The following is a 22,569-nucleotide window of genomic DNA, read 5'->3' as shown; positions in this document are numbered from 1 at the left end:
ACACCCCGGCTCACAACTTCAGATCGAGCAATCCATCGCCCAGATCCTCATCAGACAATGTCTGCTGGATCAGTGCGCGATGAGCCTGCTCGCTCCATAGTTCGAACTTGTCGCCCATGCCCAACAGCACGGCGCGCTTTTCGATGCCCACCGCGGCGCGATGGCTCGGCGGGATGGTGATGCGGCTGTTGGCGTCCAGCTCCAGCGCGGCCGAGGAACCGACCAGCTTCTGCTGCAGGATCCGCACCACGCGCTGGGTGTTGGGCTTGGCCATGACGTCGTCACGGACCCGCTCCCATTCCTTTTCCGCGTACAGCCACAGGCATCCGGCCTCGAACGGGTTGTAGGTCAGCACCAGCCGATTGCCGCTCGCGCGCACGACGAGGTCGCGGTACGCGGTGGGAACCGCCATACGCCCCTTGTCGTCCACTGTGATTGCGGTCTCGCCCTGAAACACGACGCCTACACCTTTCCAAATCCGCCTGGGCGGTCATTGAACCACGAAAAACCACAAAAAACCCGGTTTTCCCTCAGGTGCCCACCTTAGCAGCGCGCGAAAGGTTGTCAACAACTTTGCGACCGATAAATCGCCAGCCACATCAATGGCTTGCGCCATTCTTTAGAGACTTGTTCAAAGCTTATCCACAAGTTGCTGTTTCGTCTCATATTTTGAGATTGGGGGAAAATTCAGCCCTGTGCACAAGGCGTTAAGACGGCGGTCGGCTGCCGTGCCGGCGGCCGGCAGGCTCGCGCGCCACTGCGCAAAGGCGCACAATCGGCGGCCTATGTGCCTGGTCGCCCTCGCCCTCCGCTCGCACCCGCGCTGGCGCCTGCTGCTGGTCGGCAACCGCGACGAATTCCATGCCCGCCCGACCGCCCCGCTGCAGCGCTGGGCGGCTCCGGCACAACGCGTGCTGGCCGGACGCGACCTGCGTTCGGGCGGCAGCTGGGTGGGCCTGGACGACGCCGGCCGCTGCACGGTGGTCACCAACGTGCGCGATCCGCTGGCATCGATGTCCGGCGCCTCGCGTGGCGCCCTGGTCGCCGACTATCTGGCCGGTGCCGACCCGGCGGCCGCCTTCGCCGTCGCCCTGGCGCTGCGCGCCGACGCCTACCCGCCGTTCAATCTGCTGCTGGCCGATGCCGACGGCGCCGAATACATCGGCAACCACCCGCCGGCCCGGCAGCGCCTGGCGCCCGGCATCCACGGCATGTCCAACGGCGCGCTGGACGCGCCCTGGCCGAAGACCGCGCGCCTGTGCGACGCCGTGGCCGACTGGATCGCCGCCGGCGACGAGGACCTGGCCCCGCTATGGCGAGCGCTGGCCGACGAGACCATCGCCGCCGACGCGCAGCTGCCCGACACCGGCGTGGGCCTGGAACTGGAGCGGCGCCTGTCGCCGGCCTTCATCCGCGGCCACGAATACGGCACCCGCGCCAGCACCATCGTGGCGGTGGACGGCGACGAATACGGCTGGATCCACGAGCGCCGCTTCGGTGCGGACGGAGTGTTCCTGGGGGAGACGAGGCTTGAAGGGATCGGGACTGGGGGCTCGGGACTCGGGACCCGGTAAGAGCAACAGCAAAAGCGAAACGCGCTTCCATCTGCTACAGATCTCCGGTCAAGGCTCGCAGCACAGATGCCACAAATGCGCGCGGCGCAGGCCAGCAAGGCTGCCGCATCCGCGTAAGCAACGCCCACCGGCGGATCGGCCCTGCAGTCGGGACTGAAGTCCCTCCCACAACAGTTGAGCCAGCTTGGCAGCCACGGCAGCCACGGCAGCCGGAAGAACCACAGCGGCAGCACGCGCGGCTACATCTGAGCAGAGCGATCTGGGCAGAGCCCGCCGTGCATCTGGAGCAAAGCCCCCTTTAGTAAAGCGGGCGCGGCGAAGCCGCGGGGATTTGGCAGGCCAAGGGCCTTGGGGCCCAAACTTTTGCACAGCAAAAGTTTGGGGCTTTATTTGCGCGGCGCGCAAATAAAGCGGCGGAGCCGGCCGATAAGCCGGGTTCTGTCGTGGACAGTCATTCTTCTAGGCGCCGCGTCACCGCGGCGCTCGAGCAACCTACCCGGACCCGACGCGGGCAGCGCCATGAGGTCCCTATTTGGTCTTGCTCCAGGTGGGGTTTGCCGTACCGGTCCGTTACCGGACTCGCGGTGCGCTCTTACCGCACCATTTCACCCTTACCGGTCTGCTTGCGCAGACTTAGGCGGTATCTTTCTGTTGCACTGATCCGTCGGCTCGCGCCGCCCAGGTGTTACCTGGCACCTTGCCCTATGGAGCCCGGACTTTCCTCGGCACCCCGCCGCACCGAAATGCACCGGGATGACGCGACTGTCTGGCCGACTCCGCCGCGCGCATTATCGCACGTTTCGTAGTCAGAAGCTGATGCCATCCCCCTCACGGGACACAAGCAATACGCGCGAGAAACGGCTTTCCAAACACCATTCGGTGGCGTTCCGCGGTATCGACAAACTAGCCGCCATGGGCCATAAGTCGCAAATGACCAAGAGCCATACGTTATCGCAACACCCCAAGTAACCATCGATTTTTTTGTCTTTCTTGAAAACCGCAGCCTGCAGCATGGCTTGCGTCAAGCTCGGCGTACTCCAAACCGAACCACCGATCCAGCGAGAAGGCTCATCTGACTCTCGAATACGGATCGTCAATCCCTGTAGCCACCCAGGAAGGAGTGTCCGGGCTCGGGCCTCCAATGCCAGCACTTGGAACATGCCACCCGTTTCGGGGCGATGCCTCTCCACGAGCTCCACCAGTTCGCGAGCCGCTGCCTTTTTTGCAGGCGGAGCACCACTCTTGAACGAAGCGTTGATGAACAAGCCATGCCCATAAGAGGCTTCATATAGCCGTCTGGCCTCAACGAGAATGTTGCGCTGTGCAGCTTCGATTTCTCGAATAGGGATACGCAATGTTGCGTCGTCGAGCTGAAAGAGCTGAGTGACCTCAATGCCCAACACCCCTCTGTCGCTTCGAATCAGAAGGTCGGGAGCAGGTGGATGCAGTTGCTCTACTATCCCCTCAGGAATTGTCCCCGGCATTAGGGTTCTGGCGAGGTCGAGCCAAGCCAGTTCCTTGGCCTTCTGACGCGCGGCCTTGCTAGCCGCCCCCATACAACGCCTTGCGCGGCGCCCCTGTGATCTCCGCGGCCAGCTTGGCGGCGGTGGACGGCGGCAGGTGTTCGCTCAGCGTGGCGTAGACGCGGCGGCCTTCGGCCAGTTGCGCGTCGGCATCGTCGCCGGCGCCCTGCACGATCAGCACGAACTCGCCCTTGCGCTGGTTGTCGTCGGCTTCCACCCGCGCCTGCAGGTCGGCCAGGCTGCCGTCGAGCACGGTCTCGAACAGCTTGGTCAGTTCGCGCGCCAGCACCGCCGGACGCGCGTCGCCGAACGCGGCGCGGCAGTCGGCCAGGGATTCGACGATGCGATGCGAGGACTCGTAGAACACCAGTGTGCGCGGCTCGCCGGCCAGGCGTGCCAGGCGCTCGCGGCGGGCGGAGGCCTTGGCCGGCAGGAAGCCTTCGAAGCTGAAGCGGTCGCTGGGCAGGCCGGCCACGCTGAGCGCGGCGATCGCCGCGCAGGCGCCGGGCACCGGACTGACCCGCACCCCGGCCTCGCGCGCCGCGCGCACCAGCCGGTAGCCCGGATCGCTGACCAGCGGGGTGCCTGCGTCGCTGACCAGGGCCAGCGAGTCGCCGCCGAGCAGGCGCACGACGATGCGCTGCGCCAGCGCCTCTTCGTTGTGCTCGTGCAGCGCCAGCAGCGGCTTGTCGATGCCGAAATGCGCCAGCAGCTGGCCGCTGCGGCGGGTGTCCTCGGCGCAGATCGCGGCGACCGCGCGCAGCACCTCCTGCGCGCGCGGCGTCAGGTCGGCGAGGTTGCCGATCGGCGTGGCGACGACGTGCAGGGTTCCGGGCTGGGCGCTCATCTACGGCTTTCCATGGTCAAGGGTAGAATCGTAGCGGTTTTCCCCGGCGCGCCCCGGCGTGCCCTGCCGAATGGACCAGAAATGAACAAGCGATTCGCAAGGATTTCCGCCCTGTCGCTGCTGGCGCTGCTGTTCGCCGGCTGCGCCACCACCAGCGTCACCCAGAGCGCGTCGCCGGCCCAGTCCGCGGCGCTGGCGCTGCTGGACCAGGGCAAGCCGCGGGAAGCGGCGCAGCAGCTGGAAGCGCAGGCCGCCGGCGCCACCGGCAGCGAGCGCAACCAGTTGCTGGCCGACGCCGCCTTCGCCTGGTACGAGGCCGGCGACGTCGCGCGCGCGCGCAGCCTGGTGGCGCAGGTGCAGCCGCGCCAGCTGTCGGGCCTGAGCAAGGTGCGGCTGGCCCTGGTCAACGCCGAGCTGGCGCTGGTCGACCGGCAGCCGGCGCAGGCGCTGCAGGCGCTGGGCAGCGATCCGCAAGCCGTGCCGCAGAACCTGCGCGGGCGCTGGCACCTGGCCCGCGCGCAGGCGCTGGAAGGCACCGGCGACGGCAACGCGGCGCTGGACGAACGCGCCCGCGCCGACATCGGCCTGACCGGCCAGGCGCGCACCGACAACCAGCGCGCCATCGTGCGCCTGCTGGCCGCATTGAACGACGCCACGCTGCAGGCGCGCGCCGCCGCGCTGCCGGCCGGCGACCCGCTGTACAACTTCGCCGGGCGCGCGCTGATCAGCCGCGGCCTGCCGCTGCCGCGCCCGTTCGACCGCGGCGCGCAATGGGGCTTCGACACCAGCAAGCGCCCCCCCGCCGAGCGCGACGGCTATCGCCCGCCGGCCAAGCTGGCGGTGCTGCTGCCGCTGAGCGGCAGCCTGGCCACCGCGGCCGCGCCGGTGCGCGACGGCCTGCTCGCCGGCTACTACGGCGAGACCCGGCGCCGCCCGGAGATCAACTTCATCGACACCACCGGCACCGCCGCCGGCGCGCTGGCCGCCTACCAGAAGGCGATCGATGGCGGCGCCGACTTCGTGGTCGGCCCGCTCGGCCGCGACGAGGTCAGCGCGCTGTTCGCGCGCGACGCGCTGCCGGTGCCGCTGCTGGCGCTGAACCGCGGCACCGCCGCGCCGCCCGCCGGCAGCGCCGGCTTCTCGCTGGCGCCGGAAGACGACGGCATCGCCGCCGCCGAATACCTGCTGGCGCACGAGCGCCGCAACGCGCTGGTGATCGGCAGCAACGACGACAACGGCCGCCGTGCGGTGGCCGCGTTCCGCGAGCGCTTCAGCGAGCGCGGCGGCAAGGTCGTGGCCAGCGTCAGCGTGGCAGAGACGCCGGGCGATGTCGGCGCGCAGCTGCGCAATGCCGGCGCCGCCGACGCGGTGTTCCTGGCGGTCAAGGGCGGCACCGCGCGCGCGCTGGCGCCGCAGCTGGCGCTGGCCGGTTTCGCCGGCAAGAGCCGGGTCGCGACCTCGCAGCTGGTGCTGGGCACCGGCAAGGCGGAGGACGACCTGGTGCTGGACGGCATCGCCTACCCGAGCGAACTGTGGAACGTGCGCGGCGTCGGCGGCCTGCCGGCGGCGACCAGCGTAGCCGAGACCCTGCCGACCGCGCGCGGCCCGGCCGGGCGCCTGTTCGCGTTCGGCTACGACGCCTGGCAGATCAGCGCCTACCTGGAAAAGCTCGCCACCGGCGCCGAAGCCAACCTGCGCGGCGCCACCGGCGTGCTGCACCTGGACGGCTTCGGCAACATCCTGCGCACTCCGGCCTGGTCCACCTTCAGCGGCGGGCGCGCGACGCCGCTGCCCGATGGGCGTTGACCGCCGGCAACGCGGCAACGACGTGGAAGCGGCGGCGCGCGCCGAACTGGAGCGCGCCGGACTGCAACTGATCGCCGCGAACGTGCGCTATCGCGGCGGCGAACTGGACCTGGTGATGCAGCAGGCGCAGTGCCTGGTGTTCGTCGAGGTGCGCTACCGGCGCACCGACGCATTCGGCGGCGGCGCCGCCTCGGTCGACCTGCGCAAGCGCCGCCGGCTGGTGCTGGCCGCGCAGCTGTTCCTGGCCGCGCACCCGCGCTACGCGAACTGGCCGTGCCGCTTCGATGTGGTCGAAGCCGACGGCGAACCGCCGCGGCTGACCTGGCTGCGCGACGCATTCCGCGCCGACGACTGCTGACATGCCCAGCATCTTCACCCACGCCGCGGTGCCGCTGGCGCTGTGGGCCGCCGCCGATCGCGGACGCATCTCCGGGCGCCTGCTCGGCGCCGGCATCGCCGCGTCGATGCTGCCGGACCTGGACGTGGTCGCGTTCGCCCTGCACATTCCCTACGCCGACGCGTTCGGCCATCGCGGCGCCAGCCATTCGCTGCTGTTCGCCGCGCTGCTGGGCGTACTCGGCGCGCTGCTGTACCGACCGTTGCGCGCCGGCGCGCTGCAGGCGGCGACGTGGATGTTCGTGTGCACCGTCTCGCATCCGCTGCTCGACGCCATGACCTCCGGCGGGCTCGGCGTCGCGCTGGCGTGGCCGTGGAGCGAGCAGCGCTGGTTCGCGCCGTGGCGGCCGATCCGGGTGTCGCCGTTCGCCAACGGCTTCTTCGGCGCGCGCGGCGTCGCCACCCTGCTGTCCGAGCTGCGCTGGGTGTGGCTGCCGCTGGCGGCGGCGGTCGGCGCCTGGAAACTGCTGCAGCCACCCTCCTCTCCCGCACCGCGTTCGCCACCATGACCACGCCCTTGCCCACCGCCCTGACCGACACCCTCGCCGCACTGCTCGGCGGCGACGGCTGGCGCACCGACGACGCCAGCCGCCGCAGCTACGGCGAGGACGATTCGCGACGCTGGGCGCTGGCCGACGCGGTGGCGCTGCCGCAGACCCGCGAGCAGGTGCAGGCGATCGTGCGCGCCTGCCGCGCGCATCGCGTGCCGATCGTCGCGCGCGGCGCCGGCACCGGCACCGCCGGCGCCGCGGTGCCGTTCGGCGGCGGCGTGGTGCTGTCGTTCGCGCGCATGAACCGCATCGTGCAGCTGCGCCCGCAGGACCGCTGCGCGGTGGTCGAGCCGGGCGTGCTCAACGGCGACCTGCAGCAGGCGCTGATGCCGCACCGCCTGTTCTGGCCGCCGGACCCGTCCAGCGCCGAGATCTGCAGCATCGGCGGCAACCTGTCGACCAATGCCGGTGGCCCGCGCGCGGTGAAGTACGGCGCCACCCGCGACAACGTGCTCGGCGTGGTCGCGGTGACCGGCACCGGCGAGCTGATCCGCTGCGGCGGCGCCTACACCAAGGACGCCACCGGCTACGACCTGACCCATCTGCTGGTCGGTAGCGAAGGCACCCTGGCGCTGATCGTGGAGGCCACGCTGAAGCTGTCGCCGCGGCCGCTGGCGCAGGCCGGGCTGCGCGCGTTCTACCGCGATGCCGCCAGCGCCGCGGCGGCGGTGTCGCGGCTGATGGCGCAGCCGACCACGCCGGCGATGCTGGAATTCATGGACCGCAGCGCGATCGCGCTGCTGCGCCGCAACGGCAGCGACGTGCCCGAGGCCGGCGCGATGCTGCTGATCGAAGCCGACGGCGACCACGACACCCTGCCCTACGCCCTGCAGGCGCTGGGCGCGGCGGCCGAGGGCGACGGCCTGCTGTCGCTGGACGTGGCCACCGACGGCGCCGCGCGCGACCGGCTGTGGGCCGCGCGCCGCGCGCTGTCGCCGGCGCTGCGCACGATCAAGCCGGGCAAGATCAACGAAGACGTGGTGGTACCGGTGTCGCGCATCCCCGAACTGGTGGCCGGGGTGGAAGCGCTGGCGGCGGAATTCGACCTGCCGATCGTCGCCTTCGGCCACGCCGGCAACGGCAACCTGCACGTCAACATCATGTACGCGCCCGACGATGCCGCCGAGACCGCGCGTGCGCATGCGGCGCTGCCGCGCCTGTTCGCGCTGGTGCTGGCGCTGGAAGGCACGCTGTCGGGCGAGCACGGCATCGGCGTGGCCAAGCGCGACTACATGGCGCAGGCCTTCGATGCGGCGACGCTGGACGCGATGCGCGCGGTGAAGCGCGCGCTGGACCCGGACGGCATCCTCAATCCGGGGAAAGTGTTGCCGGAGGCGTGAGCGGGACTCGGGACTCGGGACTCGGGACTCGCAAGCATCGGCCTGGCTCCGCCATGCAGGCAAGCTGCACCCGCTTTTGTAGGAGCGGCTTCAGCCGCGACGAACGAAGCAGAAAAGGCTGACAACGTCGTAACCTGTCGAGGCTGAACCATCCTGTGGCACACGGGACCGGCCAACCCTGGCCACGTTTGCGGGAGACGCCCAGTCGTCAGCCACGGCTCGCATTGTCGGTAGCGCCTGCACGGCCGGGTCGCCTCGCCGGCGTCAAGGCATGACCATCCGGCCATGCGACCGAGGCATGAATGCACGATAGTGCCGCGGTGCGAACGGGGACGTGCGGCGCATCCGTGCCGCGACCCGAGCGCCCACACCAGGAACGGCGCTTCATGACGATCAGATTCGGCCTCGCGGCCGCCGTTGTATGGCTGGCCGGCTGCGGCGTCGCGACGGCGCAGCCGATCGACGAGCGCTCGATCGAGACCGCGACGCTCTCCGCCACGCTGTACACCCCCGAGGACACTGCGGCGCACCCGGCGGTGCTGGTATTGGGCGGCGCGGAAGGCGGACGCGCCTGGGCCAAGCGCATCGCCAGGCGCCTGGCCGAGCAGGGCTACGTCGCGCTCGCACAGAGTTACTTCAATGGGCCCGGCCTGCCGTCGCAACTCAGTGCGATCCCGCTGGAACGGCTGCAGGCCGGCGTCGACTACCTGGCGCAGCAAGGCCCGGCAGCGCCGCCGCGGATCGCCGTGCTGGGATTGTCCAAGGGCGCCGAAGCCGCACTGACGCTGGCTGCGCACGATGCGCGCATCGCTGCGGTGGTCGCCGCGTCGCCATCGGATGTGGTCTGGCAGGGCATCGACCGCAGCGGCGGCGCAGCGGCCAGCTCGTGGACCCTGGCCGGCACGCCGCTGGCCTACGTGCCCTTCACGCCCTGTCCCGATTGCAAGGGCCTGCTCGATCTCTACACGCACAGCGGCAAGGCGGTCGCCGCCGACAGCCCTGCCAGGATCGCGGTCGAACGCATCCACGGCCCGGTGCTGCTGATCGCCAGCGCGCAGGACCAGGTGTGGCCGTCCGCACAGATGGCCGATGCGATCGCCGAGCGGCTGCAGCGGCGCCAGTTCGCCCACCAGGTCAGCGTGCTGCAGTACCCGCAGGGCGGACATTTCGCCTTCGGCCTGGCGCCGACCGAGACCACGCTGCAGGAAGACATCGGCTTCGGCGGCGGCACGCCCTCAGGATTGACCGAAGCGCGCGCGGACAGCTGGACGCGGACCACGGCGTTCCTGGATGCCGCATTGCGCGACACCGGCGATACGCGTCCGGCAGCACCCGTGCGCTGACCCGGCAACCTGCACGTCGGCACCAGTACGCCCCAGCACCACGCGCAGATGCATAGCCACGGCTGTTCGGGCTGCTGGACGGCACGCTGTCGGGCGAACGCAGACATCGGCGCGGCCAAGCGCGACCACATAGCGCAGGCCTTCGACGCGGCGACGCTGGACGCAAGCGCGGTGAAGCGCGCGCTGGACCCGGACGGCGTTCTCGATCCGGGAGAGGTGCTGCTGGACAAGTAGCTGAGCGAAGACCGGGAAAGTGCAGCTCGCGCGTGCAAAGAAGGTTAGCGCCCCGCAATTGGGAATCTGATCGACGCCGCCGCATCCCTTGGCCATGCGCTGCGTTTTCCGATCACCGCCTTTGCCTTTGCCTTTGCCTTTGCTTTTGCCTTTGCTTTTGCCTTTGCTTTTGCCTTTGCTTTTGCCTTTGCTTTTGCCTTTGCTTTTGCCTTTGCTTTTGCCTTTGCTTTTGCTTTTGCTTTTGCTTTTGCCTTTGCTTTTGCCATTGCCATTGCCATTGCTATTGCTATTGCTGTTGCTGTTGCTGTTGCTGTTGCTCGTGACTTTGAATTGGCTTTTGACTTACCGGGTCCCTTCCGCAGCGGCGGGCGTGGCGGGGAAAAACCCGAAGGGCGACGCGCATGGATGCGCGTCGTTCGCGGCAGGGGCAGGAGCCCCTTCCGCGAATCCCCGCCGCGCCCGCGGACCTGGAGCGCGCAGCGCGGAAGGCGCGAGGACAGGGTGTGCTTTCTTTTGGTTACTTTTCTTTGCACAAGCAAAGAAAAGTAACTCGCGCCCGCAGGGCGTGAAATGCATTGAACAATGCGCTGCGTGCCAACTAAGTAGGATCAAATGCTGAAACGTGTTCCCGTCGCATTCACCGCGGCGCAGACCCACGCCACCGGGCAGAAGCTGGAAGCCAACGGCGTCAAGTCGTTACAGCTTTCTCCGCGCATCTGTCGCACCGGGCGCCTTGTCCGCGACACCCAGACATCAACGAAACTCAGGATTGCTCTGCACCCCGATGAAACGCAACCCCACACCCGGCTCCGTAGCGATGTAGCGCGGCGCCACCGCGCTGTCGCCGAGCTTCTGCCGCAGCTTGCCGACCAGGATGCGCAGATAATGGGTGTCCTCTTGATGCGTCGGCCCCCACACTTCGCGCAGCAACTGCGGCTGGGTGAGCACGCGCCCACTGTGGCGCAGCAGCAGCGCCAGCAACGCGTATTCCTTGCGGCTCAGCGGCAGCGGCTCGCCACCCAGGCGCACCTCGCGCAGGCCAAGGTGGATGTGCAGGTGGCCGTCGTCGAACACCGGCTCGGCTTCGCCGGCGGCCGGTTGCATGCGCAGCAGTACGCGGATCCGCGCCATCAGTTCCTGCACGCCGAACGGCTTGGTCACGTAGTCGTTGGCGCCGGCATCCAGCGCCTGCACCTTCTCCGTTTCGCCAGCGCGCACGGTGAGCATGATCACCGGCACCGTGGACCACTGGCGCAGTTCGCGCAGCACGCTGTGTCCGTCCTGATCGGGCAGGCCGACGTCGAGCACCACCAGTTCGGCGCCGTGCGCGGCCAGCTGCGCCAGGCCGTCGCCGCCGGTGGCCGCCTGCAGCACGCGGTAGCCCTGCGCGCGCAGGCTGATGTCCAGGAAGCGCCGGATCTGCGGCTCGTCATCGATGACCAGCACGCGCGGCGGCGGAATCGGATCGGCGTGGGAATCAGTCGGCATCGGGGCGGGGCGGCGGGGCGGCGGGTTCGATCAACGGCAGGGTAATGCGGATCGTGGTGCCGCGGCCATCGGCGCCGGGCAGCGCCTCGACGCTGCCGCCGTGCGCGCCGATCATGCCCTGGCAGATGGTCAGGCCCAGGCCGGTGCCGTGGCGGCCGCGGTCGCCGCGCTCGACGCTGTAGAACATGTCGAAGATGCGCGCGCGCTCGTCTTCGGGAATGCCGGGGCCGCGATCGCCGATATCGATGCGCAGGCGTCCGTCGACCATCGCCGCGGCGACGCGTATCGCCTCGTCCTGCGGCGAAAACTTCGCCGCGTTCTCCAGCACGTTGAAGATCGCCTGCTCGACCAGCGCCGGGTGCACCCACAGCGTCGGCAGGTCCGCCGCCAGCGCGATGTCCAGCCGCACCTGCGGCTGGTAGCGCTGCAGGCGCCGCGCGGCCGAGCCGATCAGTTCGTCCACGCCGATCCAGTCGCGGTTCAAGGTCAGCCCGGTGTGGCCGAGCCGGGTCATGTCGAGCAGGTTCTGGATGTAGCGGTCCAGGCGCTCGCCTTCCAGCTGGATCGTCTCCAGCAGGCTGCGGCGGTCGTCGGCGTCCATCGCCTGGCCATAGCTGGACAGGCTGCTGGCGGCGCCGATCATCGCCGCCAGCGGCGAGCGCAGGTCGTGCGACACCGACGACAGCAACGCCGAGCGCAGGCGTTCGGTCTCGCCGCTGACCCGCGCGCTTTCCAGGTCGGCGACCAGCCGCGTGCGCAGCGCGGCCTGGCCGATGTCCTCGACCATGGCCTCGGCCAGGCGCTGCTGCTCCAGTCCGGGGCGCTGCACGCCGGCAGCGAACTTCAGCCCGACCACGCCGATCGCGCCGCGTTCGTGGCGCACCGGCAGGAACCACCAGCTGGCGCCGGCCAGGGTGTCGGTGAAGCGGCCGGTGGCCTGGCCGTGGCGCTGCGCCCAGTCGGCGGCGCTGCGGTCCACCGCCGCCATCGACGGCGCGTAGTCGTGCGCGCCGTCCTGCGCGGCGGCGTGCGCCGCCTCCAGCGGCTGCAGCCGCACCCACGCTTCCGCTTCCAGCGTGGCGGCCAGCGCACGGCGCCCGGCCTCCAGCACCTGGCCCAGGTCGGCGGCGCTGGTCAGTTCGCGGCCCAGCCGCTGCAGCGCGGTGGTCTGCGCGTTGGCCGCGCGCAGCGCCAGCACCTGCATGCGCAGCCGCGACGCCAGCCGCCCGGCGACCAGCGCCGCGACCAGGAACAGCAGCACCGTGACCAGGCCCTGGCGCGCGCCGATGTGCAGCGTGTAGCGCGGTTCGATGAAGAAGAAGTTGTAGGCGAAGAAGCTCAGCAACGCCGACAGCACCGCCGCGGCCATGCGCGTCTTCGCCGCGACCATCACCACCGCGACGATGAACACCATCGACAGGTCGTCGATGCCGACCCAGCGTTCGGCGATCCAGGCCACCGCCACCGCCAGCAGCGACGCGACGGTGGCGAATGCCAGGTCGTCGCGCGACAGCCAGTGGCCGGGACTGCGCCAGCGCCGCCGCGCGCGCGCGCGCGCCTCCGGCGAACTGATGATGACCAGCTCGTAGTGCGCGCCGCGCTGCAGCAGTTGCTGGGTCAGGGTGCGATTGATCATCCGCGCCAGCGGCCGCTCGCGGGTGCGGCCGAGCAGCAGCGTGGACACGCCGTTGTGCGCGGCATGGTCGAGCAGCGCATCGGCCACGCTGGCGCCGTGCAGCAGTGCCGCGTCGCCGCCGAGCCTGCGCGCCAGCGCGAAGGCGCGATCGATCTCCAGCTGCCACGCTTCTTCCGGCTGCGCCTGGGTCTGCACGGTGACCACGCTCCATGGCGCGCCGCGGCGCTCGGCCAGGCGCCGCGCCACCCGCACCAGGTAATCGGACTGGCCGCGCCCGTCGATCGCCACCAGCACTCGCCGCCGCAGCGCCACGCCGGTGCGGCCCTGCGCGGCCTGCACGTCGCGCAGGTCGTTGTCGACGCGGTCGGCCGCGGTCTGCATCGCCAGTTCGCGCAGCGCGGCCAGGTTGGACGGCGAGAAGAACGCCTGCAGCGCCTGCCCCGCCTGCTCGGGCAGATAGACCTTGCCTTGCTGCAGGCGTTCGATCAGTTCGCGCGGCGGCAGGTCGACCAGCACGATGTCGCGCAGCCGGTCGAAGATCGCATCGGGCACGGTCTCGCCGACGCGGATGCCGGTGATGCGGTGGACAACGTCGTTGAGGCTTTCCAGGTGCTGGATGTTGACCGTGCTGTAGACGTCGATGCCGGCGTCGAGCAGTTCCTGCACGTCCTGCCAGCGCCGCTCGTGGCGGCTGCCGGGCGCATTGCGGTGGGCGAGTTCGTCGACCAGCACCAGCGGCGGGCGCCGTGCCAGCAGCGCATCCAGGTCCATTTCCTCGAGCGTGCGGCCGCGGTACTCCACGCGCCGCCGCGGCTGCACGGTCAACCCGTCGAGCAGCGCCGCGGTCTCCGCGCGGCCATGGGTCTCGACCACCCCGACCACCACCTCGCTGCCCTGCTGCTGCAGCTGCCGCGCGCGCGACAGCATCGCGTAGGTCTTGCCCACGCCCGGCGCCGCGCCCAGGAACACGGTCAGCCGCCCGCCGCGCTCGCGCTGGAGCGCGCCGATCAAGGCGTCGGCCTGTTGGGTGCGGGGATCGGGCATAGGTGCGGTTCGGGACTCGGGACTCGGGACTCGGGACTCGGGACTCGCAGAGCCTACAGCGCGGGCCGTCGGCTTATTGCTTTTGTTCTTGATTTTCCCGAGTCCCGGGTCCCGAGTCCCCAGTCCCGGCTCCATCCAACGCCAGGTTCAGCGCCAACACATTCACCCGCGGCTGGCCGAGCACGCCGAACTGGCGCGGCTGCACCTGCGCGGCGACCAGCGCGGCGACGGTCGCGACCGGCAGCTCGCGGGCCTTGGCCACGCGCGCCACCTGCTGCTGCGCCGCGGCCACGCTGATGTCCGGATCCAGGCCGCTGCCGGATTGGGTCAGCAGGTCGTCCGGCACCTGCGCCGCGGCGACGCCGTCGCGCGCGGCCAATGCCGTGCGCGCGTCGGCGATGCGCTGCTGCAGTTCGGGATTGTTGCGCGCCTGGTTGCTGCCGGCCGCGGCCATCGGATCGAACTTGGCCGCCGACGGACGCGGCTGGAAGTAACCGGGCGCGGCGAACGGCTGCGCGACCAGCGCCGAGCCGAGCACGCGGCCGTCGCGTTGCAGCAGGCTGCCGTTGGCCTGCGCCGGGAACAGCGCGCCGGCGAACAGGGTAGCGAGCAACGAGTACAGCGCGGCGGCGCCCAGCACCAGCAGCGGCAGCACCACCGCCGCACGCCAGCGCAGCGGTTCGCGACAGGAAGGAGAAACCAGGGAAACGTTCATCGCAGGAGATCCGAAAAGAAGCGGAAGATCGGCGCCGGGCTCAGCCCAGCGCCACCAGCAGCAGGTCGATCAGCTTGATCCCGACGAACGGCAGCAGCACGCCGCCGACGCCGTAGATCAGCATGTTCCGGCGCAGCAGCGAGGTCGCCGTGGCCGGGGTGAAGCGCACGCCGCGCAGCGCCAGCGGGATCAGCGCCGGAATCACCAGCGCGTTGAAGATCAACGCCGCCAGCACCGCATGGGTGGGGCTGGACAGGCGCATCACGTTCAGCGCGGCCATCTGCGGGATCGAGGCGGCGAACAGCGCCGGCAGGATCGCGAAATACTTGGACACGTCGTTGGCCAGCGAGAAGGTGGTCAGCGCGCCGCGGGTGATCAGCTGCTGCTTGCCCACTTCCACCACCGCCAGCAGCTTGGCCGGATCCGAATCCAGATCGACCATGTTGCCGGCTTCCTTGGCCGCCTGCGTGCCCGAGTTCATCGCCAGGCCGACGTCGGCCTGGGCCAGCGCCGGCGCATCGTTGGTGCCGTCGCCGACCATCGCCACCAGCCGCCCGCCGGCCTGCTCGGCGCGGATGCGCGCGAGCTTGTCTTCCGGCGTGGCCTCGGCGATGTAGTCGTCGACGCCGGCCTCGGCGGCGATCGCCGCGGCGGTGAGCGGGTTGTCGCCGGTGATCATCACCGTCTTGACGCCCATCGCGCGCAGCCGCGCGAACTTCTCGCGCACGCCGTGCTTGACCACGTCCGACAGCTCGACCACGCCGAGCACGTGCCGGCCCTCGGCCACCACCAGCGGCGTGGCGCCGCTGCGTGCGACCTGTTCCACGCGCCCCTTCAGTTCCGCCGGCACCTGCCCACCCAGCGCGGTGACGTGGCGGATCAGCGCGTCGGCCGCGCCCTTGCGGATCGAACGCGGCGGGTGTGGCCCCTGCGCGGGCAGGTCGACGCCGGACATGCGCGTCTGCGCGGTGAAGGCGACGAAGCTGGCGCCGTCCGGGTCGGCCGGCGGCAGGCCCTGCTCGCGCGCCAGGCGCACGATCGACTTGCCTTCCGGGGTCGGGTCGGCCAGCGAGGACAGCATCGCCGCCTCGCGCAGCTGCGCCGCATCGACGCCGCTGAGCGCATGGAACGCGGTGGCCTGGCGGTCGCCGTAGGTGATGGTGCCGGTCTTGTCGAGCAGCAGCACATCGACGTCGCCGGCCACCTCCACCGCCTTGCCCGACTTGGCCAGCACATTCGCCGACAGCGCGCGGTTCATGCCGGCGATGCCGATCGCCGGCAGCAGCCCGCCGATGGTGGTCGGGATCAGGCACACCAGCAGTGCGATCAGCAGCAGCGGGTCGATGCGCACGCCGACGAAGCCGGCGATCACCGGCAAGGTGGCAACCACGATCAGGAAGGTCAGGGTCATCGCCGCCAGCAGCATGGTCAGCGCGATCTCGTTCGGGGTCTTCTGCCGGTTGGCGCCTTCGACCAGCGCGATCATGCGGTCCAGGAAGCTATGCCCCGGCTCGGCGGTGACCTTCACCACGATCTCGTCGGACAGCACCTTGGTGCCGCCGATCACGCCGGAGCGATCGGTGCCGGCCTCGCGCAGCACCGGCGCCGATTCGCCGGTGACCGCGGCTTCGTTGATGGTGGCCACGCCATGCACGATCTCGCCGTCGGCCGGAATGAGCTCTCCGGCGGAAATCACCACCAGGTCGCCGGGCTTGAGCTCGGCGGCGGGAATGCTGGTTTCGCCATCCAGTTGCGCGCTGCTCACCCGGCGCGCCACCAGGTCCTTGCGCGCGCGCCGCAGCGAAGCGGCCTGGCCGCGGCCGCGCGCCTCGGCCACCGCTTCGGCGAAATTGCCGAACAGCACGGTGAGCAGCAGGATCGCGGTCACCGCCCAGCCGAAGCCGGGCGCGCCCTGCCCGGCCGCGGTGATCAGGGCCGACAGCAAGGTGCCGGCGAACACCACCGCCATCACCGGGCTGCCGAGCAGATGGCGCGGCGAAAGTTTCAGCACGCTGGCGCGCAGCGCCGCACGCAACGCGGGGCCGTCGAGCAGACCGGGCTTGTGGACCGAGGAAGAAGCTTGCGGAAGCGGAGTGCTCATGGTCGTGGTCTCAGTGCGCGGCAAGCGTCAGGTGATCGGCGATCGGGCCCAACACCAGTGCCGGCGTGAATTGCAGAACGGTCAGGACCGCGATGACCGCGATCAGGGTCAGCGCGAAGGTCGGCGTTTCCACCTGCAGGCTGCCGCCGGTTTCCGGCGCCACGCGCTTGCGCGCCATCTGCGCGGCCACGACCAGCGGCACGATCAACGCCGGGTAGCGGCCCAGGATCAGCACCAGCGTGCAGGTCAGGTTCCACCAGGGGATGCCGTCGCCGAGGCCTTCGAAGCCGGAGCCGTTGTTGGCGAACGCCGAGGTGTACTCGTAGAACACCTGGCTGATGCCGTGGAAGCCGGGATTGGAGGTGGCGGTGATCGCCGCCGGCATGGCCAGGGTCAGCGCGGTGAAGCCGAGCAGCACCAGCGGCTGCAGCAGCACCAGCAAGGCCAGCAGGCGCACTTCGCCGGCCTCGATCTTGCGGCCGAACAGTTCCGGCGTGCGCCCGGTCATCAGCCCGGCCAGGAACACGCTGAGCAGCAGGTACACCAGGAACTGCTGCAGGCCGCAGCCGATGCCGCCCCAGATCGCGTTGACCAGCATGTCGACCATGGCCACGCCGCCGGTCAGCGGCGCCAGCGAATCGTGCATCGCGTTGACCGAGCCGTTGGAGGTCTGCGTGGTCAGCGCCGACCATGCCGCCGACGCATCGGCGCCGAAGCGCACTTCCTTGCCTTCCATCAGCGCCGCGCTCGCGGTGCTGGCCGAATGGCCTTCGGACCACACCGCCACCGCGGTGGAGGCCAGCGACATCGCCAGCATGCTGCCGAACACCAGCGCGGTGAATTTGCGGCGCCCGGTGAACGGCCCGACCATGAACGCGATCGCGACCGGGATCAGCACGATCGCCAGCATTTCCAGCAGGTTGGAGAACGGGGTCGGGTTCTCCAGCGCCATCGCGCTGTTGGGGCCGTACCAGCCGCCGCCGTTGGTGCCGAGCTGCTTGATCGCCACCATCGCCGCGACCGGGCCGAGCGGGATCTTCTGCGTGGCCATGCCGGCGCTGGCGTCCAGCGGCGTCGCCACCGGACCGGTAGCCAGCGTCGACGGCACGCCCTGCTGGGTCAGCAGCACCGTCCACAGCAGGCACAGCGGCAGCAGGAAGCGCAGCGTCGGCCGGATCACGTCGGCCCAGTAGTTGCCGACGTCGGCTTCGTCGACGCTGAGCGTCGCAGTCTGCGAACCGCCGTTCGCTGCGGCCGCTCGCCCACCGAACAATGCACGCAGCGTCGCCACCACCAGCGCCAGGCCCATCATCGGGGTGACGAACTGCAACCCGACCACGCCCACCGCCTGCGACAGGTACGACAGCTGCGCCTGGCCGGAGTAGTGCTGCTGGTTGGTGTTGGTCAGGAACGAGACCATGGTGTGCAGCGCGGTGTCCCAGCGCATGTTCGGCACCGCGTCGGGATTCAGCGGCAGCCAGGCCTGGGTGACGAACAGCGCGAACACCAGCACGCCCAGCACCAGGTTGCTGGCCAGGAACGCGGCAGCGTAGCCGCGCCAGCTCATGCCCTGCGCCGGATCGGTGCCGAGCAGCCGATACAACGGCCGCTCGATCCAGCCGAACAGCGCGTCGCCGCGCATCGGCGCGCCGCGCATCACCTTGGCCAGGTACAGCCCGAGCGGCCAGCCGAGCAGCAGCGCCAGCGCATAGACAAGCAATGTATCGATCATGTCGGCGGTCTCGGCTCAGAAGTCTTCGGGGCGCAGAATCACGTACAGCAGGTAGCCGGCGGCGACGATCACCGCCACGCCGCAGATCAGCGATAGCCAGGTCGGCATGTCATCTCTCCTAGGGAATCAGAACGTGGCTTGCAGCGCGGCTTCGACGCGCGCGCCGGCCATGCCGGGGAACAGCCGCTCGGCGGCGCGGTCGCTGTCGTGCGCGGTCAGCCGCAGCTCCAGCCCGGGGCCGCCCTGGCGGCCGCTGGGCAGGGCGAACACCGCGCTGACCAAGCCATGGCTGTAGCTGTCGGCGTAGCCGCGGGCGAGCCAGTAATGGCCCACCGCCGCCTCGACGCGGACGCGTTCGTTGAACGGATAGCGCGCGCCGAGCTGCGCATAGGTGCCGGTGCTGTCGCTGGCCAGCGCGTCGTCGGACCAGCCGAGCTGCGCCCACACGCGCTGCTTCCAGGTCACGGTCGCGCCCAGCTCGGACCAGTTCAGCGCGGCGGCCGAGGGGTAGTGGTAGCGGGTCAGGTTCGCGTCCCAGGCCCAGTCCGGCGCCCACTGGCCGCGCCAGCCGAGCACGCCATCGACCTCGGTGCTGGCGTGCGGTGTGCTGTCGAACGTGATCGACGAGGCCCACAGCGACGCGTACGCGCCGTTGTCGGCGGCCAGCGCCAGGCCGGCCTGCACGGCGGGATCGCCGTCGCTCTGGGTGCTGCCGCGCCAGACATAGTCGCTGGTGAGCGTGGCGTTGCCACTGACGCTGGCGGCGTGCACAGATGCCGCGCCGGCAAGCAGGGAAAGCGCGAGCGCGCCGCGCGACATGGGCCGGCGGGCGGTGCGGGGAAGCGGGGAACGCATGACGTGAAATCCAGGGCGGAACCATTCCGCCGACCTGGTCATGTTCCGGCGCGGGGCCGTAAAGTCGCTATCGGCCGATGCCGGTCGCGGCGTAAATTCCGCGTAATTTCCGCCACGGGCTGGCGGCCGGATACAGGAAAGGCCGGCATCGCGCCGGCCTTTCCGTCACCCACACATTCAGTGCAGCGGCACGCTCAGGCTCGACGGCGCCGCCGCCGGCGAACTGAAGCTGACGCTGCCACCGAAGCGGCTGGCCGAGGTGTAGCGCGGATCGGTGGTGTCCACCACCAGCACCAGGCGGTTGCCGGCCGGGATCTCGGCGGCGGTCGCCTGCAGCGGCAGATCAATCGTGGTCGCCACGCCCGGGGTCGCGTTGCGCAGCGAGTACGGCGCATGGGTGAGCAATTTCCCCACACCCAGGCCGTCCATGCTGTAGAGGTAGGCGAACAGCGACACGTTGGCCTGGCTCGGGGTCACGGTCACGCGCAGGGACGGGCTGCCGGCCAGGCGCTTGGTGCTGGCATACGCCGGGCCGGCCCAGACCGCGGCGCCACTGCGGGTCACCAGCGGGATCGAGGTGGTGACCGGCGCGCCCAGGCCCTGCAGCAGGCCGCTGACCAGCAACACGCCCGAATCGGCCAGGGTCGGCACGCCGGTGGCGATGCGGTGGCTCCAGCCGGTGCTGGTCGCGCCGGCCAACGTGCCGGTGGGCGCCAGCAGGCCGCTCGGGCGGGTCAGTCCGTAGCGGGTCGCGCCGGCCTGCACGCTGTTCCAGTCGGCATAGCGCAGCCAGGTACCGCCGAGGGTGGACAGCTGCACCGGCAGCTCGCTGTCCACGCCATTGGCCTGGCCCTTGAGGTAGTGGTCGAACCAGCGGGTGGTCTCGGTGTAGATCTCGTTCGGCAGGCCGAGCGCGCCCGGCAGTTCGGCGGTGGCGTGGTCGCCCTGGCTGAACATCAGGTGCTTGGGCACGGTCAGGCGGTTGTACAGGTCGATGTACTGGTTCGGCGGGAACAGGCCGTCGTTGAACGCATTGGCCAGCAGCACCGCCGGACGGTTGCGGTTGAGCGCCTGCAGCTCGTTGATCACGCCGCGCTCGCCGGCCTTGGGCAGGAAGCCCTGCACCGCGCCGTCGTAGTCGCCGACCGCGACCCGCGCGCTGATCTGCGCCAGGTCCGGGCCGGGCCGGCCGGTGATCGCGCCGGAAGCGACCAGCAGGGCCACGCCCTGCTCGCTGACGGTGGCGTTGGCGTACAGCGAGGCCTGCAGGTCCGCCCAGCCGCTGAGCGCGGCGACCGCCTTGATCCGCGGATCGCGCGCGGCGGCGAGCAGGCTGGTGCCGGCGCCGTAGGAAATGCCGGAGACGCCGATCGCCTTGGCATTGGCCGGGGTATTGGCCAGCGCCCAGTCGATCACCGCGCTGACGTCTTCCACCGTCGCCGCCCCGGCGATGTCGATCTGCCCGGCCGAATCCCAGAACCCGCGCGAGGTGTAGCTGACCACCACGTAGCCATTGCTGGCCAGTTCGCTGGCGCGGCCCACGTATTCCAGGTTGGGCAGCGACCAGCTGGCCGGCATCACCACCAGCGGGAACGGCCCGTCGCCCTGCCCCTGCGGTACCAGCACCAGCGCGCCGAGCTTGGTCCCGTCCCAACCCGGGATGGTCTGATACTGCTTGCTGAAGCCGCCGGCGAAGGCGGCGGCGGAGAACAACAGCATCGCGCACAGGGCGATGCAGCGGGACACGGACGTACGCATGTACTGCCTCCCAAACGGCGCCGGGTCGGAATGGCCCAACTGCCAGATACGGTTACGAACACGCGACGTGGGGGTGTCGAGTGCCGCGACCATACCAGCGGGTACGGGCGACTTCACGCCGCAGTGCGGCACGGTATGGTGGCGCGCTTGTGGCCGTCGATCAGGCACCTGGCCTTCTCTCATCCGGCCCTGCGGGGCACCTTCCGCCGAAAAGGGGGCCCATCCTGACGGGAGAAGGGGAACAGCCGCGGCGTGCTTAGCCCCTCTCCCATCGGGAGAGGGTTGGGGTGAGGGTACGGCGCGAAGCGACTCGCTGCGTTGGGTGCGCGAGGCTGCGCCCGTACCCTCATCCGCCCCTCCGGGGCACCTTCTCCCGCAGGGAGAAGGGAACTGCTTAGCCCCTCTCCCACCGGGAGAGGGGTTGGGGTGAGGGTCCGGCGCGAAGCGACTCGAAGTCCCTAACCGGCGAAATGCTCGTAGCCGCGCCGCGGCGGCTGCCATGGCTGGCCGTGCGCGTCGCGGACGACGATGCCGGCGCCCGCGACAATGCGGCCGATCGGCGTCGCGTCCTCGCCGATCGCCTGCAGCGCCTGCACGATGGCCGCGCGCTGCGCCGGTGCGGCGGTGAAGCACAGCTCGTAGTCGTCGCCGCCGCCCAGTTGCCAGGCGTGCACCTGCGCGGCATCCGCCTCCGCCGGTGCGGCGGCGGCCGGCAACGCGGCCAGCCATAGTTCGGCGCCGACCCCGCTGCGTACGCAGATGTGGTCCAGGTCGGCCAGCAGACCGTCGGAGATGTCGACGCAGGCGTGCGCCAGCCCGCGCAGGCGCAATCCGGCCTGCACCCGCGGCGACGGCCGCAGCAGGCGCTGGCGCAAATGCTCGTGAATCGGATCGGCAGCGACCTGTGCCACGTCCAGGCGTCCGGCCTGCCACAGCGCCAGCGCGGCGGCGGCCTCGCCCGGGCGGCCGGTCACCCAGATCTCGTCGCCCGGCTGCGCGCCGTCGCGGCGCAAGGCGGCGCCGGGCGCCACGCTGCCGATCGCGGTGACCGACAGCGACAGCGGTCCGCGCGTGGTGTCGCCGCCGGCCAGCACGATGGCGTGCGCATCGGCCAGCGCGAAAAAGCCGTCGGCGAAGGCGTCGATCCAGCCCGCATCCTCGTGCGGCAACGACAGCGACAGCGTGCACCAGCGCGGTTGCGCGCCCATCGCGGCCAGATCGGACAGGTTCACCGCCAGGGTCTTCCAGCCCACGTCGGCGGGCGCGGTCTCAAGCGGAAAGTGCACGCCGACGTTGAGCGTGTCGGTGGTGATCGCCAACTGCTCGCCCGGCGGCGGCTGCAACAGCGCCGCATCGTCGCCGATCCCCAGCGGCACGTCGTCGCGCACCCCGATCCGGACACGCAGGCGATCGATCAGATCGAATTCGGGCATTTGGGGGGCCGGGATTGGGGATTCGGGATTGGGGATTTGCAACAGCCGGGATGGGCCGCCATTCGCCGGGAAGAGCTGGATTCGGGGTCGAGGCCTACGGTCGCCAAGCATTGCCGCGAATGCATTCCTTCGCGCGATCAACGATGGCTACCGGGAAGCCGCTCTTGCGAATCCCCAATCCCCAATGCCGAAT

20 protein-coding genes and 1 other RNA gene are annotated in these 22,569 nt (G+C 70.2%); 7 read left to right on the top strand and 14 right to left on the bottom strand.

Annotation, left to right across the window (positions count from 1 at the left end; genetic code table 11):
• Positions 1-10: 10 nt before the first annotated feature.
• Positions 11-412: a division/cell wall cluster transcriptional repressor MraZ gene (locus tag J2Y70_RS10355; protein WP_255424114.1), complete on the bottom strand. Its 402-nt coding sequence runs from the start codon at positions 410-412 to the stop codon at positions 11-13.
• A gap of 373 nt (positions 413-785) precedes the next feature.
• Between J2Y70_RS10355 and J2Y70_RS10350 the strand changes: the two genes are divergently transcribed.
• Positions 786-1,574 carry an NRDE family protein gene (locus J2Y70_RS10350; RefSeq protein ID WP_309916869.1) on the top strand — a complete coding sequence of 263 codons (789 nt, stop codon included), beginning with the start codon at positions 786-788 and terminating at the stop codon, positions 1,572-1,574.
• A 411-nt stretch (positions 1,575-1,985) separates the two neighbouring features.
• On the opposite strand, the gene rnpB is transcribed toward J2Y70_RS10350, so the two are convergent.
• The 3 genes from rnpB to rsmI all read right to left on the bottom strand — a co-directional run bounded on the left by rnpB (position 1,986) and on the right by rsmI (position 3,944).
• Positions 1,986-2,352, bottom strand: an RNA gene (gene rnpB / locus J2Y70_RS10345) — RNase P RNA component class A.
• A 28-nt stretch (positions 2,353-2,380) separates the two neighbouring features.
• A complete protein-coding gene (locus tag J2Y70_RS10340) occupies positions 2,381-3,058 on the bottom strand; it encodes a hypothetical protein (protein WP_309916867.1) in 678 nt (225 codons plus the stop codon).
• 58 nt (positions 3,059-3,116) lie between these two features.
• On the bottom strand, positions 3,117-3,944 hold the full coding sequence (gene rsmI, locus J2Y70_RS10335; RefSeq protein ID WP_309916864.1) for a 16S rRNA (cytidine(1402)-2'-O)-methyltransferase: 828 nt from the start codon (positions 3,942-3,944) through the stop codon (positions 3,117-3,119).
• 81 nt (positions 3,945-4,025) lie between these two features.
• Between rsmI and J2Y70_RS10330 the strand changes: the two genes are divergently transcribed.
• From J2Y70_RS10330 to J2Y70_RS10305, 6 genes are all read left to right on the top strand, one after another.
• Positions 4,026-5,750 (top strand): penicillin-binding protein activator, encoded by a 1,725-nt coding sequence (locus tag J2Y70_RS10330; protein ID WP_309916861.1) that lies wholly within the window; start codon positions 4,026-4,028, stop codon positions 5,748-5,750.
• Positions 5,740-6,108: a YraN family protein gene (locus J2Y70_RS10325; protein ID WP_309916858.1), complete on the top strand. Its 369-nt coding sequence runs from the start codon at positions 5,740-5,742 to the stop codon at positions 6,106-6,108. The genes J2Y70_RS10330 and J2Y70_RS10325 overlap by 11 nt, the downstream gene beginning before the upstream one ends.
• 1 nt (position 6,109) lies before the next feature.
• A complete protein-coding gene (locus J2Y70_RS10320) occupies positions 6,110-6,655 on the top strand; it encodes a metal-dependent hydrolase (RefSeq protein WP_309916855.1) in 546 nt (181 codons plus the stop codon).
• On the top strand, positions 6,652-8,037 hold the full coding sequence (locus J2Y70_RS10315; protein ID WP_309916852.1) for an FAD-linked oxidase C-terminal domain-containing protein: 1,386 nt from the start codon (positions 6,652-6,654) through the stop codon (positions 8,035-8,037). Before J2Y70_RS10320 ends, J2Y70_RS10315 begins: the two co-directional genes overlap by 4 nt.
• A 386-nt stretch (positions 8,038-8,423) precedes the next feature.
• Positions 8,424-9,380: an acyl-CoA thioester hydrolase/BAAT C-terminal domain-containing protein gene (locus J2Y70_RS10310; RefSeq protein WP_309916849.1), complete on the top strand. Its 957-nt coding sequence runs from the start codon at positions 8,424-8,426 to the stop codon at positions 9,378-9,380.
• A 48-nt stretch (positions 9,381-9,428) separates the two neighbouring features.
• The gene (locus J2Y70_RS10305) at positions 9,429-9,614 is read left to right on the top strand and encodes a hypothetical protein (RefSeq protein ID WP_309916846.1); all 186 of its coding nucleotides are present in this window, start codon (positions 9,429-9,431) and stop codon (positions 9,612-9,614) included.
• 44 nt (positions 9,615-9,658) lie between these two features.
• Here the strand turns inward: J2Y70_RS10305 and J2Y70_RS10300 are convergent, their stop codons facing one another.
• From J2Y70_RS10300 to thiL, 10 genes are all read right to left on the bottom strand, one after another.
• A complete protein-coding gene (locus tag J2Y70_RS10300) occupies positions 9,659-9,892 on the bottom strand; it encodes a hypothetical protein (protein WP_309916843.1) in 234 nt (77 codons plus the stop codon).
• 475 nt (positions 9,893-10,367) lie between these two features.
• The gene (locus J2Y70_RS10295) at positions 10,368-11,102 is read right to left on the bottom strand and encodes a response regulator transcription factor (RefSeq protein WP_309916841.1); all 735 of its coding nucleotides are present in this window, start codon (positions 11,100-11,102) and stop codon (positions 10,368-10,370) included.
• Positions 11,092-13,782: a sensor histidine kinase KdpD gene (locus J2Y70_RS10290; RefSeq protein WP_263397260.1), complete on the bottom strand. Its 2,691-nt coding sequence runs from the start codon at positions 13,780-13,782 to the stop codon at positions 11,092-11,094. The genes J2Y70_RS10295 and J2Y70_RS10290 overlap by 11 nt, the downstream gene beginning before the upstream one ends.
• A gap of 73 nt (positions 13,783-13,855) precedes the next feature.
• Entirely contained in the window at positions 13,856-14,497 is a 642-nt protein-coding gene (gene kdpC / locus J2Y70_RS10285) for a potassium-transporting ATPase subunit KdpC (protein WP_309916837.1), read from the bottom strand.
• A gap of 40 nt (positions 14,498-14,537) precedes the next feature.
• Positions 14,538-16,598: a potassium-transporting ATPase subunit KdpB gene (gene kdpB / locus J2Y70_RS10280; protein WP_263397258.1), complete on the bottom strand. Its 2,061-nt coding sequence runs from the start codon at positions 16,596-16,598 to the stop codon at positions 14,538-14,540.
• A gap of 10 nt (positions 16,599-16,608) precedes the next feature.
• Positions 16,609-18,330 carry a potassium-transporting ATPase subunit KdpA gene (kdpA, locus tag J2Y70_RS10275; protein ID WP_309916833.1) on the bottom strand — a complete coding sequence of 574 codons (1,722 nt, stop codon included), beginning with the start codon at positions 18,328-18,330 and terminating at the stop codon, positions 16,609-16,611.
• A gap of 15 nt (positions 18,331-18,345) precedes the next feature.
• A complete protein-coding gene (locus tag J2Y70_RS10270; RefSeq protein WP_046977662.1) occupies positions 18,346-18,438 on the bottom strand; it encodes a potassium-transporting ATPase subunit F in 93 nt (30 codons plus the stop codon).
• Positions 18,439-18,456: 18 nt separating this feature from the next.
• Positions 18,457-19,149: a TorF family putative porin gene (locus J2Y70_RS10265; RefSeq protein ID WP_309917069.1), complete on the bottom strand. Its 693-nt coding sequence runs from the start codon at positions 19,147-19,149 to the stop codon at positions 18,457-18,459.
• Positions 19,150-19,362: 213 nt separating this feature from the next.
• Complete coding sequence (locus J2Y70_RS10260) at positions 19,363-20,943, bottom strand: CocE/NonD family hydrolase (RefSeq protein ID WP_309916830.1); 1,581 nt, start codon at positions 20,941-20,943, stop codon at positions 19,363-19,365.
• Positions 20,944-21,401: 458 nt separating this feature from the next.
• On the bottom strand, positions 21,402-22,376 hold the full coding sequence (thiL, locus tag J2Y70_RS10255; protein ID WP_309916827.1) for a thiamine-phosphate kinase: 975 nt from the start codon (positions 22,374-22,376) through the stop codon (positions 21,402-21,404).
• Positions 22,377-22,569: the final 193 nt, after the last annotated feature.

This window comes from Xanthomonas sp. 1678, assembly GCF_031455575.1.
GTDB lineage: Bacteria > Pseudomonadota > Gammaproteobacteria > Xanthomonadales > Xanthomonadaceae > Xanthomonas_A.
This window is presented reverse-complemented; position numbering and strand designations above follow the sequence as displayed.